Annotated in this window: 12 protein-coding genes; 7 read left to right on the top strand and 5 right to left on the bottom strand. The window is 51.2% G+C overall.

Annotated features, from left to right (window positions below; genetic code table 11):
- Window positions 1–9: 9 nt before the first annotated feature.
- A complete protein-coding gene (locus IE065_RS04970; RefSeq protein ID WP_189512436.1) occupies window positions 10–1,410 on the bottom strand; it encodes a phenylacetate--CoA ligase family protein in 1,401 nt (466 codons plus the stop codon).
- 190 nt (window positions 1,411–1,600) lie between these two features.
- Window positions 1,601–3,706: an elongation factor G gene (gene fusA, locus IE065_RS04965; RefSeq protein ID WP_189512434.1), complete on the bottom strand. Its 2,106-nt coding sequence runs from the start codon at window positions 3,704–3,706 to the stop codon at window positions 1,601–1,603.
- A 155-nt stretch (window positions 3,707–3,861) separates the two neighbouring features.
- Here fusA and IE065_RS04960 point away from each other — a divergent pair, with 155 nt between their 5' ends.
- Window positions 3,862–4,104, top strand: a complete 243-nt coding sequence (locus IE065_RS04960; RefSeq protein ID WP_189512432.1) for a hypothetical protein — start codon at window positions 3,862–3,864, stop codon at window positions 4,102–4,104.
- A 109-nt stretch (window positions 4,105–4,213) separates the two neighbouring features.
- On the opposite strand, the gene IE065_RS04955 is transcribed toward IE065_RS04960, so the two are convergent.
- Window positions 4,214–6,283 (bottom strand): chondroitinase-B domain-containing protein, encoded by a 2,070-nt coding sequence (locus IE065_RS04955; RefSeq protein ID WP_189512430.1) that lies wholly within the window; start codon window positions 6,281–6,283, stop codon window positions 4,214–4,216.
- A 481-nt stretch (window positions 6,284–6,764) separates the two neighbouring features.
- Between IE065_RS04955 and IE065_RS04950 the strand changes: the two genes are divergently transcribed.
- Window positions 6,765–7,712: a PEP-CTERM sorting domain-containing protein gene (locus tag IE065_RS04950; RefSeq protein ID WP_189512428.1), complete on the top strand. Its 948-nt coding sequence runs from the start codon at window positions 6,765–6,767 to the stop codon at window positions 7,710–7,712.
- Between the two features lie 495 nt (window positions 7,713–8,207).
- Window positions 8,208–9,518, top strand: a complete 1,311-nt coding sequence (locus IE065_RS04945) for a hypothetical protein (protein ID WP_189512426.1) — start codon at window positions 8,208–8,210, stop codon at window positions 9,516–9,518.
- A 172-nt stretch (window positions 9,519–9,690) separates the two neighbouring features.
- On the opposite strand, the gene IE065_RS04940 is transcribed toward IE065_RS04945, so the two are convergent.
- The gene (locus IE065_RS04940) at window positions 9,691–10,566 is read right to left on the bottom strand and encodes a helix-turn-helix domain-containing protein (protein WP_189512424.1); all 876 of its coding nucleotides are present in this window, start codon (window positions 10,564–10,566) and stop codon (window positions 9,691–9,693) included.
- 165 nt (window positions 10,567–10,731) lie between these two features.
- Between IE065_RS04940 and IE065_RS04935 the strand changes: the two genes are divergently transcribed.
- From IE065_RS04935 to IE065_RS04920, 4 genes are all read left to right on the top strand, one after another.
- Entirely contained in the window at window positions 10,732–11,547 is an 816-nt protein-coding gene (locus tag IE065_RS04935) for a PIG-L deacetylase family protein (protein WP_189512422.1), read from the top strand.
- A 4-nt stretch (window positions 11,548–11,551) separates the two neighbouring features.
- The gene (locus IE065_RS04930) at window positions 11,552–12,490 is read left to right on the top strand and encodes a sugar phosphate isomerase family (protein WP_189512420.1); all 939 of its coding nucleotides are present in this window, start codon (window positions 11,552–11,554) and stop codon (window positions 12,488–12,490) included.
- Between the two features lie 133 nt (window positions 12,491–12,623).
- Window positions 12,624–13,673, top strand: a complete 1,050-nt coding sequence (locus IE065_RS04925; RefSeq protein ID WP_200163337.1) for a beta/alpha barrel domain-containing protein — start codon at window positions 12,624–12,626, stop codon at window positions 13,671–13,673.
- Window positions 13,674–13,691: 18 nt separating this feature from the next.
- Window positions 13,692–14,807 carry a carbohydrate kinase family protein gene (locus IE065_RS04920; protein ID WP_189512418.1) on the top strand — a complete coding sequence of 372 codons (1,116 nt, stop codon included), beginning with the start codon at window positions 13,692–13,694 and terminating at the stop codon, window positions 14,805–14,807.
- A 137-nt stretch (window positions 14,808–14,944) separates the two neighbouring features.
- Here the strand turns inward: IE065_RS04920 and IE065_RS04915 are convergent, their stop codons facing one another.
- Window positions 14,945–15,634 carry an IS3 family transposase gene (locus IE065_RS04915; protein ID WP_189512416.1) on the bottom strand — a complete coding sequence of 230 codons (690 nt, stop codon included), beginning with the start codon at window positions 15,632–15,634 and terminating at the stop codon, window positions 14,945–14,947.
- Window positions 15,635–16,201: the final 567 nt, after the last annotated feature.

Here is a 16,201-nt window from a genome sequence, read left to right as displayed (position 1 = left end):
GTTTCTTCGCTATTTTAGCGCAAGGAAACGAGTTAGCTTCCCAGTCTCAATGTGGCGTGGGAGTTCGTTGACAATGGCGACGTTGATGCTGGGCGCAATAACGCCTTGGCTGGCGAGCTCTTGTATCAGTTGGCGTTGAATCAACGGCAGATCCAACGGCGCTTGGGTGATCAAATCGATGTCGGCCCCCGTTCGCGTCTGGCGAACTTGATATTCAACGATGGCGGGCTCTTGGCCAAGTACACCACGAAAGACCATGGGATGCACACGTTGCTCGCCGTAAAGAAACCACACATCTGACCGGCCAGCCAGCTCAGATACACGACGATAGGCGGGGGCATTGGAGCTACCATGGGGAGAAATTAGAAGAGAATCAGTCAGCTCATAACGAATCAGAGGCAACGTATTGCCGTAAAGTCGTGTGACGAGTAGATGATCGGCCTGACCAGCCTGAATGATCGCGCCATCGTCGTCGATAGCTTCAAATATGCAGACATCTTCGGACAGAATAAGCCCGTCAAACTGGTCGCCCTCCATCCCACACATGCCCATCTCGACCGAGCCCCAGGCATTGTGGATATTGATCCCCCAGAGGGCTTCCGTGGCTGCGCGGGCGTCGTCTGTCAGCGGTTCAGAGTTAACCGATATCCGGCGGGGAGAAATCTGCAAATGACCCGCCGAGGCCTCGGCACACAGCTCTTCCATGATCGACGAATAACTGACAATGCGATCAGGTTGAAAGGAATTGAGCATTTCGACGATTACCTGAATCGACTCGCTGGCAGAGATAGGGAGGATCTCGCGTTCTAAATCAGGTGAGATCGGGAAAATCATTCGACTAGCATGTAAATAAGAGCCCGCGCAGATGACGGCTGTGCGCCGTGGACCAGTGGGAGGATTCAACTCATCCTCACGCGCTTCCAAACGATATGCGACGCAGGCCGCAGTGGCGAAAAAATCAGCGTCCCACAGGAAAAGCCCGCGGCGGCCAGAAGACCCACCAGTTGCGCAGAGGTAAAACTCGTCACGGAAGTAGGCGTTGTCTTCAGTTTCGTCACGTAGTGCCGCCAAGTGGGCATTGGCCTGATCCAGAGTTAGCCGTGGGTCCGTCACAATACCGTCCCAGTGCTCCATCACGTCGCTTTTGGTGACGGGTTGAATGTGCGGCAGGTCGGCTAGGGTAAAGGAGTTCGGATCGACCCCCCGCAAACGTGCAGCATAAAACGGTGACTTCTCCTGAGCAATGGCAAGTGTCTCGCGGAGACCACGTCTCTGCTCGGCCTCTATCTGCTCGCGAGACCAATCGAGCCGCATCAGCATTTCGGGCATCTTCTGCCGAAATCGCTGGATGTTCGCCGCTCGTAGGTCATCAAATCTCACCATGAGCAAGAGCAATAGCCCAGCTGACATGGGTCAATCGGAAAGCAGCTCTGGCGCTGTATACCGTTAGCACCCTCGGGTGCATTGGCACGGTTAGCAAAAAAAGCCCCCGGTATTAACCAAGGGCTTTTCGTGCAAAATTTGCGTTTGTCGAAGAAGTCTACTGGTGGCCGCATCCTCATTTCCGCAGTGCGAAAAATCTGGATGCAACCGCAGGTTGCTACTTCTTTTCGTTGCGCTTGGCAGCTTCGGCGATGACGACTTCCGAGATGTTGCGTGGAGCCGCGGCGTAGTGCGAGAACTCCATGGAGAACTGGCCACGACCGGAAGTCATACCGCGCAGGTCACCAATGTAGCCGAACATTTCGCCGAGTGGTGCGTCCGCCTTAATGCGGATACCAGTGCCGGTTGGCTCCTGAGACTTGATCATGCCGCGGCGACGGTTAAGGTCACCAATGGCATCACCGATGTAGTCTTCGGGAACGAACACGTCGAGCTTCATGATCGGCTCAAGAATCTGTGGACCGGCTTTCGCGATCGACTGACGGTAAGCGGCCTTAGCGGCTACTTCGAACGCAATCGCAGAGGAGTCCACTGCGTGGAAGCCACCGTCGAGCAGTGTGAACGCAACGTCAACCAGCGGGTAGCCAGCGAGCACGCCCTTATCAACAGAGTTCTTCCAGCCCTTATCAACGGCAGGCCAGAATTCCTTCGGCACATTACCACCAACAACCTTGGACTCGAATACATAACCGGTGCCGGGTTCGCCTGGCTCGATTTTGTAATCGATCTTCGCAAACTGGCCGGAACCACCTGACTGCTTCTTGTGTGTGTAGCTATCGTTGATGGTCTGCGTAATGGACTCGCGGTAGGCGACCTGTGGCTTGCCGACAGAAACATCAACGCCGTAGGTGCGCTTGAGGATGTCCACCTTAATATCAAGGTGAAGCTCGCCCATGCCCTTGAGAATGGTTTCGCCGGAATCTTCGTCAGTTTCCACACGGAATGACGGGTCTTCAGCGACCATTTTGCCAATGGCGATGCCCATTTTTTCAGCAGATGCTTTTTCCTTGGGTGCCACGGCGATGCTGATAACTGGATCTGGGAAGATCATCGGCTCAAGCGTACCAGGGTTGTTCTCGTCGGCAAGAGTGTGACCGGTCTGGGTGTTTTTCATACCCAGTAGAGCAACGATGTCGCCAGCCTGTGCGCCGTCCACTTCGTTGCGGTCATTGGCGTGCATTTCAATGATACGGCCAATGCGCTCGGTTTTACGCGTGAAGGTATTGAGAACGCTGTCGCCTTTCTTGATCTTGCCCGAATAGATACGGGTAAAGGTCAAGGCACCGTACTTGTCATCCATGATCTTGAACGCGAGCGCACGGAAAGGCGCAGTCGTGTCAACCTTGGCAAAACGGCCTGTTTCATTACCTTCGAGGTCCATCTCAGGCTGAGCTGGCACTTCAGTTGGGCTTGGCAGGTATTCCACCACACCATCGAGTACGTTCTGCACGCCCTTGTTCTTAAAGGAGCTGCCACAGAAGGTTGGGAAGAAGTCGAGCTTGATGGTGCCAGCGCGCACGCACTTTTTGATCTCTTCGATGCTAGGCTCTTCACCGCCGAGGTATTTCTCCATGATCTCATCATCCTGCTCAACAGCAGTTTCGATGAGTTCCTCGCGGTATTGCTCGACATCGTCGACCATGTCTGCGGGCACATCTTCGAGGGTGTACTTCATTGGGTCACCGGAATCGTCCCATATCCAAGCTTTGCGGGTCAGGAGATCGACGACGCCCTTGAAGCCGCCTTCTGTGCCGATTGGGAGAACCATGACCAACGGCTTAGCACCGAGGACGTTCTTCACCTGGTCAACGACACGGTAAAAATCTGCCCCGATACGGTCCAGCTTGTTCACGTAGATCACACGGGCGACCTTAGAGTCATTGGCGTAGCGCCAGTTGGTTTCGGACTGGGGCTCAACGCCACCGGAGCCACAGAACACGCCGATGCCGCCGTCAAGCACCTTGAGGGAGCGGTAAACTTCGATCGTGAAGTCAACGTGCCCAGGGGTGTCGATGATGTTAAAGCGATGTGGTTCCCACTGCTGGGTGCTGCCAGGCCAGAAACAAGTGGTCGCGGCGGATTGAATAGTAATCCCGCGCTCCTTTTCCTGATCCATGAAGTCAGTCGTGGCCGCGCCATCGTGCACTTCACCGAGCTTGTGAATTTTGCCAGTGAGCTTGAGAATACGCTCGGTTGTAGTCGTTTTACCGGCGTCAACGTGGGCGAAGATGCCGATGTTTCGGTATTTGGATAGGTCGGTCACGGTGGGTTTACTGTTTGGAATTACGGCTCCTTGGAGCCAAAAGAACGCTTCAGGGAGCAAAATTTCGCCCGCTTGACAAGCATAACTCTTATAGTCGTGCAAATAGCTGGAAAATTACACCCCTTGAATAAGCATTTTTCGTTTGTCGAGGCGGCATGGACAGTCATTGTGACGTGATGTTACGCTTCATCTGCCTTTTTACCATCCTAACGGCCCTCATCGGCTGCACCGCCACGGAGAAAGATATGTGGTCCACCAAGCCCATGAGCGAAAGCACTGGCGACACATTGGGCGAGCTGAACCAGCGCCAGACCAACGTGGTCGATGGCATGGATGAGCAAGGCCAGCTCAATTCCTACGAAGAAAAGCAGATGGATGAAGCCATCGACGGAAAATGACCCGACGAACTCCCCCGGCTAGCTAATTTCATAAAAAAAAGCCGCCCGCGATTAGCCATCCTCGCGAGCGGCCTCCAAGGTCCCGCTTTTTTGTGGGGGGGAAAGGAGATTATTCGTAAGTAACGACTAATTCCGGCCGATTGCCGCTTGAGGCCTCGGCTGAGTAATAATACGCGTTGAGGTAGGTCGTCGTTGATAGAGGTAGAATGCAGAACGATGCAGCTCCATCGCCCGCCGCTTCCGCGGCGATAAACGACGTGACATCCCATTCCATCCATTGCTCATCGCCGGGCAGTGTGATGGTTCCCATGGAAGATCCATAAGCAGGCTTATTACTCCAGGTAATGCTATACTCGCCCCAGCTGTCATCGACTACGGGGCGCAAGTTGTTCTTCGCACCACTGTCCATGCTCTCAATCTTAATGCGGAATGTGGCGCTGGTGACTGTCCCCGTGACGCTGCTCAGGTTGTATTTTAGATACGCACGCTTGTCATAGTCGCTGACGGTGGAGATTTCGACCTTGAGCGAATTCATATCACTGGCACCGAAGTTCGTTCCCGCATGAATACCGCCGCGGACGTAACTATCGTCGACTGGATTGAGCACAACTGTTTGCGGGTTGGCTGGACCGGGACCAGCATCGGGGCCCCAAGTACAACCCACATCACTGGCAACGAGCGGACGTAAATTTGCTCCGGTAACGGTCGCACCCCAATATTCTTCCGCGCCAACATCTCGGTTCGACGCTAGACGGTCATTGCCCAAGATGTCCAGTGCCGCGGCGCTGACAGTTGCCTGAGCCGCGTTCTCCAACGGACTGCCACTCGTTGGCCGATAAAAACCGTAAGTCGCGTCATCTGCCAAGTCAGGATTATCAAAGAGAATCTGTGTGCTCGTGTAGCTGGGTGAGACGCCACTGAAGAGCTTGCTCGTGCCAGAGGTATGGTAGAACACATTACCAGAATAAGCGATACTGGAGCCCGTCTGACTGTAGGTCAGGATCGAATTCGAGCCGGTGCTGTAAACCGCGTTGTTGGACAATGAGACGCTGCTCGGGGCCTGATTTCGCGTGCCGGATGAGTCTGCACCAAATTCAAAAGGGCGCTTGCAGTTCACGATGGTGTTATGGCCAATCAGAGTGTTGGTAACGGGACGGTAACCGCTGACGGAAATGCAGTCATCGCCGGGATCCCAGTTCAGTTGGCCCGCCACAAGCGAGATTGCCGCCCGTTTGCCCGTGCCGTTCAGCGCTTCGAAGTAGTTGTTGATGACGGTGTGACCATCGCCAGTCACGCGGATGCCACCTTCATAAGAACTACCCGTGCCAAGGAAATAGTTGCCCTCGATCAGGCAATTCTCGCCCTGTCGAATCGTGATTTGCCCCTCGGTGTCGCGAAAGGTATTACCGAGGATAAAATTGCCCGATGATTTATTGGAAACCGTTTCCAGCTCGCCGTCACATTCCTCAAAAAGATTATCCGCCACGATGGTAGCTGTATCCAAGCACACCGAGCTGCTGTCGCCCAGGCGGATAATTTCCCATTCGTTGTCGTTGGAATCAGCAGGGTTGAGCGTGGGGCGGTCACCAAAATAGTTATTGATAATCGTGTGTTCCCCGCCTCGATCACTACCACCAGTTTCCACATAATGGGTAATAACTATTAACGATTTCTCACTTCGTTTTCCGATAAAAGAGCAGTTATCAACCTGGTTGCCGCGCCCATAGAACATGACCCAATGGTGACCGCCAAGATAAGAGGTACCCGTGCGCAAGTCCACTACGCGGCAATTGCTGACGCGCGAGTTATAGGCATGGTCATCATTGTCCTCGGCCCGAAATCGGATCAGGTCGGTCAGATAATATAGCGCATTCGGCGCTGCCGGATCAACCGGGTCGTCAATCTGGAATTCAAATCCGCTGAACGTGCTATCATCGCTGCCAATTCGCAGATAACTATCGCCAGTTAGAATCACACCACCCGGCGTTTCTGCCCGAAGAGTAATGCCATCAACACCTGCCAACATGATTCCTTGACTGGCGTAGGTGCCATCAGACCATACCAACTCATCGCCATAAACAGCCTGCGGGCTATCCGTACCATCGAGCCGATCAGCGACGTCCGCTGCCGAGCTAACGGTGTAGGTGGCGGCACGTGCTTGCGTGATAAAACTCACCATTGAGATCGCGAGGCAGCTTCGAAGAAGCGATTTTAAGATACGGTTTCGGCGTATCGAAGGAGACGACATCGTGCTAGGGCAATGCCGATCCATAATCATGGATACATTCATTTTTACAGGGTAGTTTTGGGGTTAGCTTGAATCTACCAACACAAAGGGGTGTGGCTGGGTAAACGATACAGCGGCAAATGAGACAGTTTTCACGCATAGAATCGCCCGAGGATGCAGTCAAGCCTCAACTAATATTTATTAAAGAATGAACTGATCATCTCCCTACCCTGCAAGGCTTGGTTGTCTATAAATCTGAATGCTACTAAACCATTTCAGTGACGAAGCAATTGCCCATAAAATTTCCCTATATAGAATTTTATCCGATTACCTACACACGTCTTCAAGCCAATTGCCGTTGAATCCATACCAATACTGGCTTCGACAACCCTATTAATAAATAAACATCCCCCACAACCGACCAAGAAAGCCCATGAAAAACCCTATCTTAAAAAGCAATTCAGCCATCGCTGCATTGGCATCGATTCTTCTCGTTTCACTCAGCGCGCATGCCGCCGTCGTCACCTGGGACAATGGTTCCACAGACGGGGACTGGGACACACCCGAGAACTGGGACCCTACCGGTATCCCCGCAGCCAATGACAAGGTCATCATCAACAACGGCGACAGCGTCTCCAAGACCGGCAGCGTTTTCTTCAACGACATCATTGGCACCTCGGACGACGGCCTTTCCCTTACCAACGGCACCCTCACGATCTCCGGAGACTTCACGTCCTTCACTGGCGGCGGTTCCAGCAGCAGCGTCAACAGCCAGATCGGTGTCGATGGCGGAGCCACCACAGCCACGCTCAACATTGATGGAACGCTCAATATCGGTAACACCAATAACACCTCCAGCTCATCTGCCAGCATGAGCATTTTCGGCGGCAGCCTCGTGAGCACCAACATCTTCCAAGGTCGACTTTCGCCCAGCACCAGCGGTCACGCGACTGGGGGCTGGACAATCAATGTCCTCGGCGGCTCCTTAAGCGCCGCTACCTTTGATTGGGCGAATACGACGAACTTGGACCCAGACCCGATCGGCCGCGTAATCATCGGCTCAACTGGCACCGCAGTTGGAGGCACACTCAGCGTCACCGAGATGTCCGACGACTGGACAGACCGCGCCGGCCAATACGTGCTCTTCAACGACGCTCTCGGCTCCCTCACCTTTGGCAAAACCAACTACTCGAACATTGCCGACGTACAAAACCTCATCACGAACGACTTCATTCGCAAAGATGGCTCCATCCTCGATGATTTCGGCATTACTGACAATGGCTCAACCTGGACGGTAAGCATCATCCCCGAACCCTCCACCTACGCAATGCTACTCGGCGCACTCGTCCTGCCTATCCTCTTCCTTCGCCGGAAGCGCTAGACACCACAGCGTAATCGGTTTTCGATCAAGCGTCCGAGGCTAGGCTCGGACGCTTTTTTATCTTACGAAAGTAAACTCACACCACAAAGCATTCATTCATCGATGTGAATGGTTGCTTACTTGAGAGACTAGCATGTTATTGAAATTATTTGATTATGTTATTTCGATGCTTGCCTCTAGCTATCCTTCTAATTTTCGGCCAATGCACCTGGGCTCAGGTGGACGTGACCACGACAATTGGCCATTCTGTTGTCTATTACCTTTCAGAAGGAGGAAGTGACTCAGAGAATGGCCTATCCGAATCGAAAGCTTGGGCAACCTGGGATCACGCCATGGATAAATTAGCTGCCGGGGATACATTGGTCGTTCCTGCCTGGCACGTACGAGCCAAAAGGCGAAAACTTTGTAGTCAATAATCTTGGTTCCACATTCGGGAACGCAACACGAATTGTGAGTCAGCAGGCTGGCAAGGCTATCCTAAGACCAAAAACTCCCTTGAAATCCACCTGGGAAGTCATCGAACCGAGACTTTGGCGACACCATTTCAGCGAAGGGGAGAGAGTAGCCTGCGCCTTTCTGGGAGATGTCTACCTACATAACTACAGCTCATTGAAAGATCTTCAAGATGCACGCAATAAAACGGAAGGCTACCATCGCGGTGGAGAATACTTCAACGGCCCTCCTTACGGGCTGGCGTATGACGACTCGTACCTATATTTAAAATTACCGGATGATCTCGATCTGGATGATTTACAACTAGTGCTTTCTGGAAATCCTCTAGTCAAAATACAGAACTCCTCCGGTTTAATCTTTGACGGCTTTACCTTGCAAGGACGCAGCACTGGGATACGCATCGACGAGCTTAGCACCAATGCGACAATTCGAAATTGTATCATTCTCGGTGCGGCTTATGGCGTAATGACAAATGCAGACTATACCCTCGTTGAATGGTGCGAGTTCACGGTCCCTGGACTAGATACTTTCAACGAAGAATTAATGAAAATTAAGACCTATATTTATTTTTTAATGAAAGAACGCGGGCTTGAGGGCGGACTAGTTTATTCACGGAAAGTGCCTGCCCCACGATTTCTGGAATCCCGCTATAACTATATCCACAGTGTATTTGATGGAGACGGCCTAGGGCAATTTGACGACAGCACAATCCACCATAATATTTACCATGACTGTTTCGACAATGCGGTAGAATTCGAGCCCAATGTAAAAGGCAAGGCAGGGGCCAATCTTAATTTTTATGAGAATAAAGTAAGCGGCTTCTCTAGAGGCTACCTATCGCACCAGCAAAATGGCGTCGATCGTGAGCAGGCCAAACGAGAGGGCTGGTTGATGAAGGGACCTCACTATGTACATCACAACGTCATTATTGCCGACGGAGATGTCAATTTGGGGTGGAAGCCATGGACCATAATTAAATCTCGGCCTTGGGATAATCATATGCGCATAGTATATGCGCATAATCTAATTTATGGCCGTACTAAGACCGATCTATTTTGGTACAAACCGGATTGGGAGTCTGGACTGGCAAACATGACGTGGCTGAGTAACGTCATCCTCCTTCCCGAAGGTGTTGCCACAGAACCTGTGCCTTTTTTCGCTAATAGTAATGCTCTGCTCGCGCCTAGCACAAATCCAAAACTAACTGGCGAAGATGGATTCTATGTAACCGCGATATCTGATCTGGACTACACCAATAATGCGCCCCAATACAATCCAGGCCCATTTAAAACTGGATACGATATAACTCCGGACTGGCCACGTCCCGCCGCACGTGCATATGCTCCAGAATAAGCGAGCCCAAACATTAACACATCCAAGAGGAAGAAACGCGACTCTTGTGCCCGCACGCCATTGGCTCAGGCGGATGCCACTGGGCAGCAGCGGTCAAAGGACCTCATTACAGACAAACTGAACACTGAGTTTTTCCCTGTCCGAGGGACGCGAAATACTTTGGCACAGGCAATTATTTGCCCAGAAGCCCTCCCCTATCTTTGCGATATTCCCTCGGACTACGTCCAGTGATTTCGCGGAAACGACGATTAAAATTGGAGAGGTTGTTAAAGCCTGCCCCAAATGCAATTTCAGCGATTGAATCTTCGCTTCCAAGAAGCCGAGCGCAGGCGCTGGCTACTCGAAGCTCATTCAAGTGTTGATGAAACGTACGGCCACTCTGACGATGGAAGAAGCGGCTAAATGCCTGGGGAGACATATGAATCCAACTCGCAACTTCTCCTTGGGCCATGGTGGAGTCCGACAAGCGCTCCTCAAGCATCTTTAGAACACGGGCCAGTCGCAGATCGCGTTCAGCCCGCTTTCCGCCTTGGATAGGATTAGGATTCAAGCGAAGGCGCTTTCGTTGTACGGCCAACTCCTCCAATAACTGAAGTAATAATGCGATAGGCATATCCCTCTGCTCGCGTATTTCGATACGTCTAATATACTCCGCACAAGCTCTGGCAGTTTTACCAGTGAAGATATAGCCGCATTCAGCTTGGACGATGAGATTTCGTATCCGACGATTCTCAGGCAAATTCCAGAAGGCATCACCCCATATAAGAGGCCGAAAATGCAGAACAGACCATTGTGCTCCTGTTCTCTGGCTAGGTGCAGAACCGTAGGCATGTGGTAAGTTGGCCCCCAGCATGACTAGTTGGCCAGATTGATAAGGATATATCGCGCGTCCTGCATGGAGGATCCCTTCGCCGTTTTCAATCCATACCAATTCCACCTCAGGATGAAAATGCCAGTGAAAATCAACGCAAGGCTTGTGGAATGTAGCTGCCTTTACTCCATGCTGGCTGGAGGGAAGGACTTCTAGTCTAGGTTGCTGGGGGAGCATAGTTCCTAGCGAAAATATACCCGAAATTGGGATGTCATTGCAGAATATCTATCATTCACATGTATGAATTGACCATTAAAATACAGCCAATGTGTTAAATGAGTATCATTATTTTGCAAGCCAAAGGAAGACGTTTGCCTAAAAAATTGCTATAATGAGCGCTAAATGGTAAAAATTGAGCCCAAACCCATAGTACTAGCAGCCGCTGCCCACCCCGACGACATTGAATTCTGTTTCGCCGGCACTCTACTTTTGCTCAAAGAGGCCGGTTGCGACATTCATATGTGGAATTTAGCCAATGGCTGCTACGGGGATATGGTCCATTCACGCGATGAAGTCGCCCACATACGTTGGGGAGAAGCACAAGATTCGGCAAAAGTTGCCGGCGCTATCGCTCATCCCCCACTCTTCGACGACCTGTCGATTTTCTATGATCGCGATTCAATTGCAGCCGTGAGCGCAGTTGTCCGGGAAATCCGCCCAAGCATCATTCTCACTCATTCGCCTAATGACTATATGGAAGATCACCAGAATGCCTGCCGTCTGGTGGTCACGGCTGCCTTTAGCCGAGGAATGCCCAACCATAGAACAACACCCCAGCAGCCCACCTATGACGATTCGGTACGCATCTATCATGCTGCGCCACATGGATTGCGTGATGGTCTGGGAGAGCTATTTAAACCAGACTTCCTCATCGATATAGAGCCTGTGATTCCGACGAAGGGCCAGATGCTGAACTGCCATAAAAGCCAAAAGAACTGGCTCGAAGAAACGCAAGAGATGGATGCCTATATTGAAGAAATGATCTCCATGAGTCGCGAAATGGCAGACCGCGACTATTGCGATGTAGTCCATGCTGAAGGCTGGAGACGACACTCCCATCTGGGTTTTTGCCCCCCCCTATATAATCCTCTAGATATGCTGCTAACACAGAACTTTTACCCAATAAGCACGACCACACCCAACTCTCCTCGCATCTAATACTATGAGCCGTCCAAAGAGCAAACTCGCAGAAGCCTGGTGGGACTACACCACACTCGATTCCGACATACTTAACGATGCTGCCAAATTAACAGCCCACGATCTTGTTCAGCTCTCACGCCCAGGATTTACGGTTAGCATCTACGAGACACCGCAAGAATTCTATTCAGCTCAAGCGCTGGAATATATTACGGCTTGGCAACAATCAACACCTGACAATCCAACAGGCATCTGCGGACCAATCGGGCCAACAGAGCAGTTGCCAATCGTGGCCCAAATGGTGAACGCACTGGACCTCAATCTAAAAAGCAAAGAGGCCCATTTCTGGGGAATGGACGAGTGGGTCGACGCTAACGACAAACCCGTCGATGTCTCTCACCCTTTATCCTTTGCTCGCTGTGACAATGAGATGTGCTTTGACCGAATCCGCCCAAAACTAGCTCTCTTGGACGCGAATAAGCACTTTCCCAGTGGCGACTTAACGGAATATTCCGACAGTTATGACGCTGTACGCTGCGTTCTCATGCAAGGGGGCCAAGGAGAGATTAAGCATTGGGCATTCAATGATCCATTACCCCGAACGGGTGAGTTCAGCAATGCCCCTCCAAGTCCCGAGCAGTACTTGTCGATGGGCACACGCGTAGTCGGTCTGCACCCAGTTACTATTATGCAAAATGCTCGTACATCCGGCGGAGGCAACGTCTCGATGGTTCCAACACGTGCCTGTACCGTTGGCCCCCGTGAGACTTGGAAATCGGAAACCGTCAGCATCTGGCATCCTGGTCACCATGACAATCCATTTGGTATTCGGCTAACTGCACTTATGATTTCCAAAGGAATTTGCGACAGCTCTGTGCCCATGTCACTCTTAGCAAAACATAACAACGTCCGCTTCAGCTATCTTCGCTCAGGCATCGGAAGCGTAGAAGTCGAGATGCACTGATGCATAACCACTGGAACGGTGAAACTTGTCGATTGAAGATCAATGGAGCGCCCATTCAAGCCACTTGCAGTGTCATTCTTCTAACTAACAATACCGCCCGAACTTAAAACCACTCGCCCCAATACAAGCCAAGATGTCGATAAAAACATTAGACCAGAAACTGAAACGCATCGCAAGCGGTTCGACCAGATTTCAGGATTTCATCATCGCCGATGCCAAAGATGCAGACATGGCCTTTGGCATCATGGCACCTGGTCCCAATCGTGCAGGTAAATGTGCCCATGGCTATGACAGAACCCAACAGTGCTACAAAACACTGGCTGAATACCAAACTCAAATCCGTGATGTCATTAATCAAAAGATTGTAGACATCATGCTCTTATCGGCATCCAATCTGGAGGTTCTCGGCATAGAAGAAGGTCTACTGAAGAATTCCCCCATAACCCCAGCAGCTCGAGCGAATGACACAACAGATGTCTGGGCAGTGCGCGGCGGAAGCTACCCACAACAGCCATCCAGACATTTTAGAACAGCCACCATCGATCATATAAAATACGGAAAGCTTGAGTCTCATTACGGCCGCCCACATTTAGGAGCAGACCTTGGCCTCTACTCGGTGACATTCACGAATAACTTAGATTGGGATTATGCAGCTCTGGAAGCTTTTCATGATTTTCGTATTGAAGCCGAAAAAAAGCATTTTCGATATTTCCTTGAAGTTTTTAACCCCAACGTAGACCCAGGTTTCGATCCCCAACAAACAGGTAGTTTCCTCAATGACAGCATTATACGCTGTCTAGCCGGAGTCACTAAAGTCGGTCGACCTTTATTTCTAAAGATTCCTTATAACGGACCAGGCCCGCTAGAGGAGCTGGTCAGCTACGATAGCAATCTCGTTGTCGGTATTTTGGGAGGCAGCTCAGGCACAACCTTGGATGCCTTCCAATTGATTCACGATGCAAGCAAGCATGGGGCGCGAGTAGCGTTGTTTGGCCGCAAAATCAATCTCTCTGAAAACCCCTTGATTTTCATCGAAATGCTGCGCCGCGTTACCGATCGTGAGTTCTCGCCCAAAGACGCCGTTCGTTACTATCACGATGTAACGACGAAAGCGGGCATCCCCCTATCTCGTTCACTTGAAGACGACCTACAGCTCACCGATACGTCACTTAGTTACTCCTAATTTCCTGACAACCGTCACATGATCCAATCACAATTAGCCAAGCATTTACGTGAGCAAAAGAGCCGCTTACAAAATCTATCCGTCATCACTGGATTTGACGGTTTTGTTGATGAACTGATCTCTGTTGTCGGCCAAAGACATTCGCTTAGTGATTACCAACGTATTGAAACCATAGATAAGTTTGGCGAAGTCATACGTGCAGCCGCTGGCCATAGCAGCCTAAGAGAAATAGTCGTCAATAATGTCGATCCTGGCGGTTGCGCGGTCAACCTTGGTGATGGGCTGGCAGAGTTTGGTATACCGGTATCCACCTATGCGACCGTAGGTGAGCCCATCCACTCAGCCTTTAATAATTATGCTCAAAAGGCGCAGCTCGTTAGCTGGGGGGATTCTCCCGGAAAGACTTTAGCATTTGAGTTTGCGGACGGAAAACTCATGTTCAGCTCCGTCAGTCAATTGCAAGAATTCACGCCGGAAAAACTGAGTTTGTGCTTAAAAGATGGGGCGTTCTTTGAAAATTGCTCAAAAGCATCTCTCTTTGCCATTACCAATTGGTCTCTTTTCCCACATATGACCGCTTGCTGGGAGTATCTTCTGGAGGTTGTTTTTTCAAAACTCGTACATAAGCCAAGAATCTTCTTTGATTTAGTCGATCCCTCCAGTCGCTCGGTTGAGGACATACAGAAAATGCTTGGTGCCTTGAGTCAATTTAGCCAATGCTGCCACGTCACTTTGGGCCTGAACCAGAATGAGACAAACGTACTGAGCCGACTAACCAATGGAACCCACACACAGGCAAAGACCCCCGAAGAGGCTCTCATCCAAGCTTGCGAATTAAAATCAAATATCGGCATCGAATCAGTCATCGTCCATTCCCTGCGCTATGCCGTGGGATGTGATGGCAGTAATACGGCATTGGCATGGGGGCCCTTCTGTGAGAACCCCAAAAAATCCACCGGCGCAGGCGACCGCTTCAATGCCGGATACATTCTCGGCAGCCTTATCGAGTGTTCACTGGAAGATAAGCTAATGCTCGCCACCGCATCAGCCGGTTATTTTGTGCGCACCGCCAAAAGCGCATCAATCGAGAACTTGGCTAGCTTTATTGAAGAAACCAGCTTTATGCGCGGATGAAACTATCAAAACTTCCTTAGCTATAATTACCCTACCATTCGACCAACACTTCAAGTTTCATGGCAGCTGGGTCGAGCTTACGTAATTGAGACCACTTGAATCGACAGTCTGGTTCCTTAGTGACCCGCTCCCAATCTTTATGCCAGGGGCAGTGCTAGGATTTTCCGTTTCGATTGAGTGGTTGTTTTATTGGATACAGCTCGCTGGGCGTATTCGGTCGGAGGCCGATAGCCCAGGGAGCTGTGCGGTCTATAGGTATTATAATCGAGGCGGTATTCTTCAAGCTTTTCCCTGGTCTCGGGCAGAGAAAAGAAGATCTCAGTGTTCAGCAGCTCGTCGCGTAGCTTGCCATTGAAGGACTCGATATAGCCATTCTCGGTTGGTTTGCCTGATCGGATAAAATCAAGCTGAACCTCATTGGCATAAGCCCAGGCATCGAGCACTTTGCCAGCAAACTCAGGTCCATTGTCAACGGTGATTGCCTGCGGCAGCGCACCGGCAGTGCGGGCAGCCAGGTCCAGTGCATAAGCAACTTTGGATGCGGTGATGGACCGGTCCACGTAGAGCACTGGGCATGTTCGGTCATACTGATCCACGACTGTCAGCACGCGAAAACGCCTGCCATCGTTGAGCTGGTCCGTAATGAAGTCCATCGACCAGCGTTGACCGGAAGCATCCGCCTGCGCTAATGGAGCGCCAACACGGGAACCGCGCTTTTTGCATTTTTTACGCTTCAGATCCAGCCCTTCAGCCTTGTAGATACGGTAAACCCGTTTGGGGCCAACTTGCCAGCCCTCACGCTTGAGCAGAACCTCTAGCTCCTGCATCCATCGCGCTCACCGACGATGAGATCCAAGTATTGGATCGATTGCGGGCAGCCAAATCCAACACGACGAACAAACCGCTGCTGCTCTCAGACTACATCACCTAAATCGCCAAGCTCGGCCGGCTACCTCGCGCGCGCACGAGACCCCGCGCCAGAGAACATCATCATGTGGAGGGGACTTACACGCCTTGCCAGCCCTACCACTCCTAGGAGAAAGGCGGCGTCGAAAACTTCAACGGACTCGTCCGCCAATACTTCCCCAAGGGAACCAACTTCCTCGATGAGGGCGAGGCTAGCCTCGCCCTCATCGAAACCGAACTGAATCAACGCCCAAGCAAGACCTTGCACTTCCTTTCACCCAACAACCTACAACACAGAATCGCCGCTTGACCCACTCGACCCAACATAACGAATTATTACCTAGCTGTTGGAATTCACGGTTTGTTAATAAAACATCACACAGCCCATATTTCCCTCAGAGGGCGTCTAAAAAGTCGGGGCCCGCAAAAAATGCAGTACATTGATTTACAAGTCTGAGATAGACTTGGGATGCGTGAAAGATATCCGA

The sequence above is a fragment of the Cerasicoccus arenae genome, assembly GCF_014651635.1.
Taxonomy (GTDB): Bacteria; Verrucomicrobiota; Verrucomicrobiia; order Opitutales; family Cerasicoccaceae; genus Cerasicoccus; species Cerasicoccus arenae.
The sequence above is the reverse complement of the archived record's forward strand: the minus strand, read 5'-3'. Positions and strand labels throughout refer to the sequence as shown.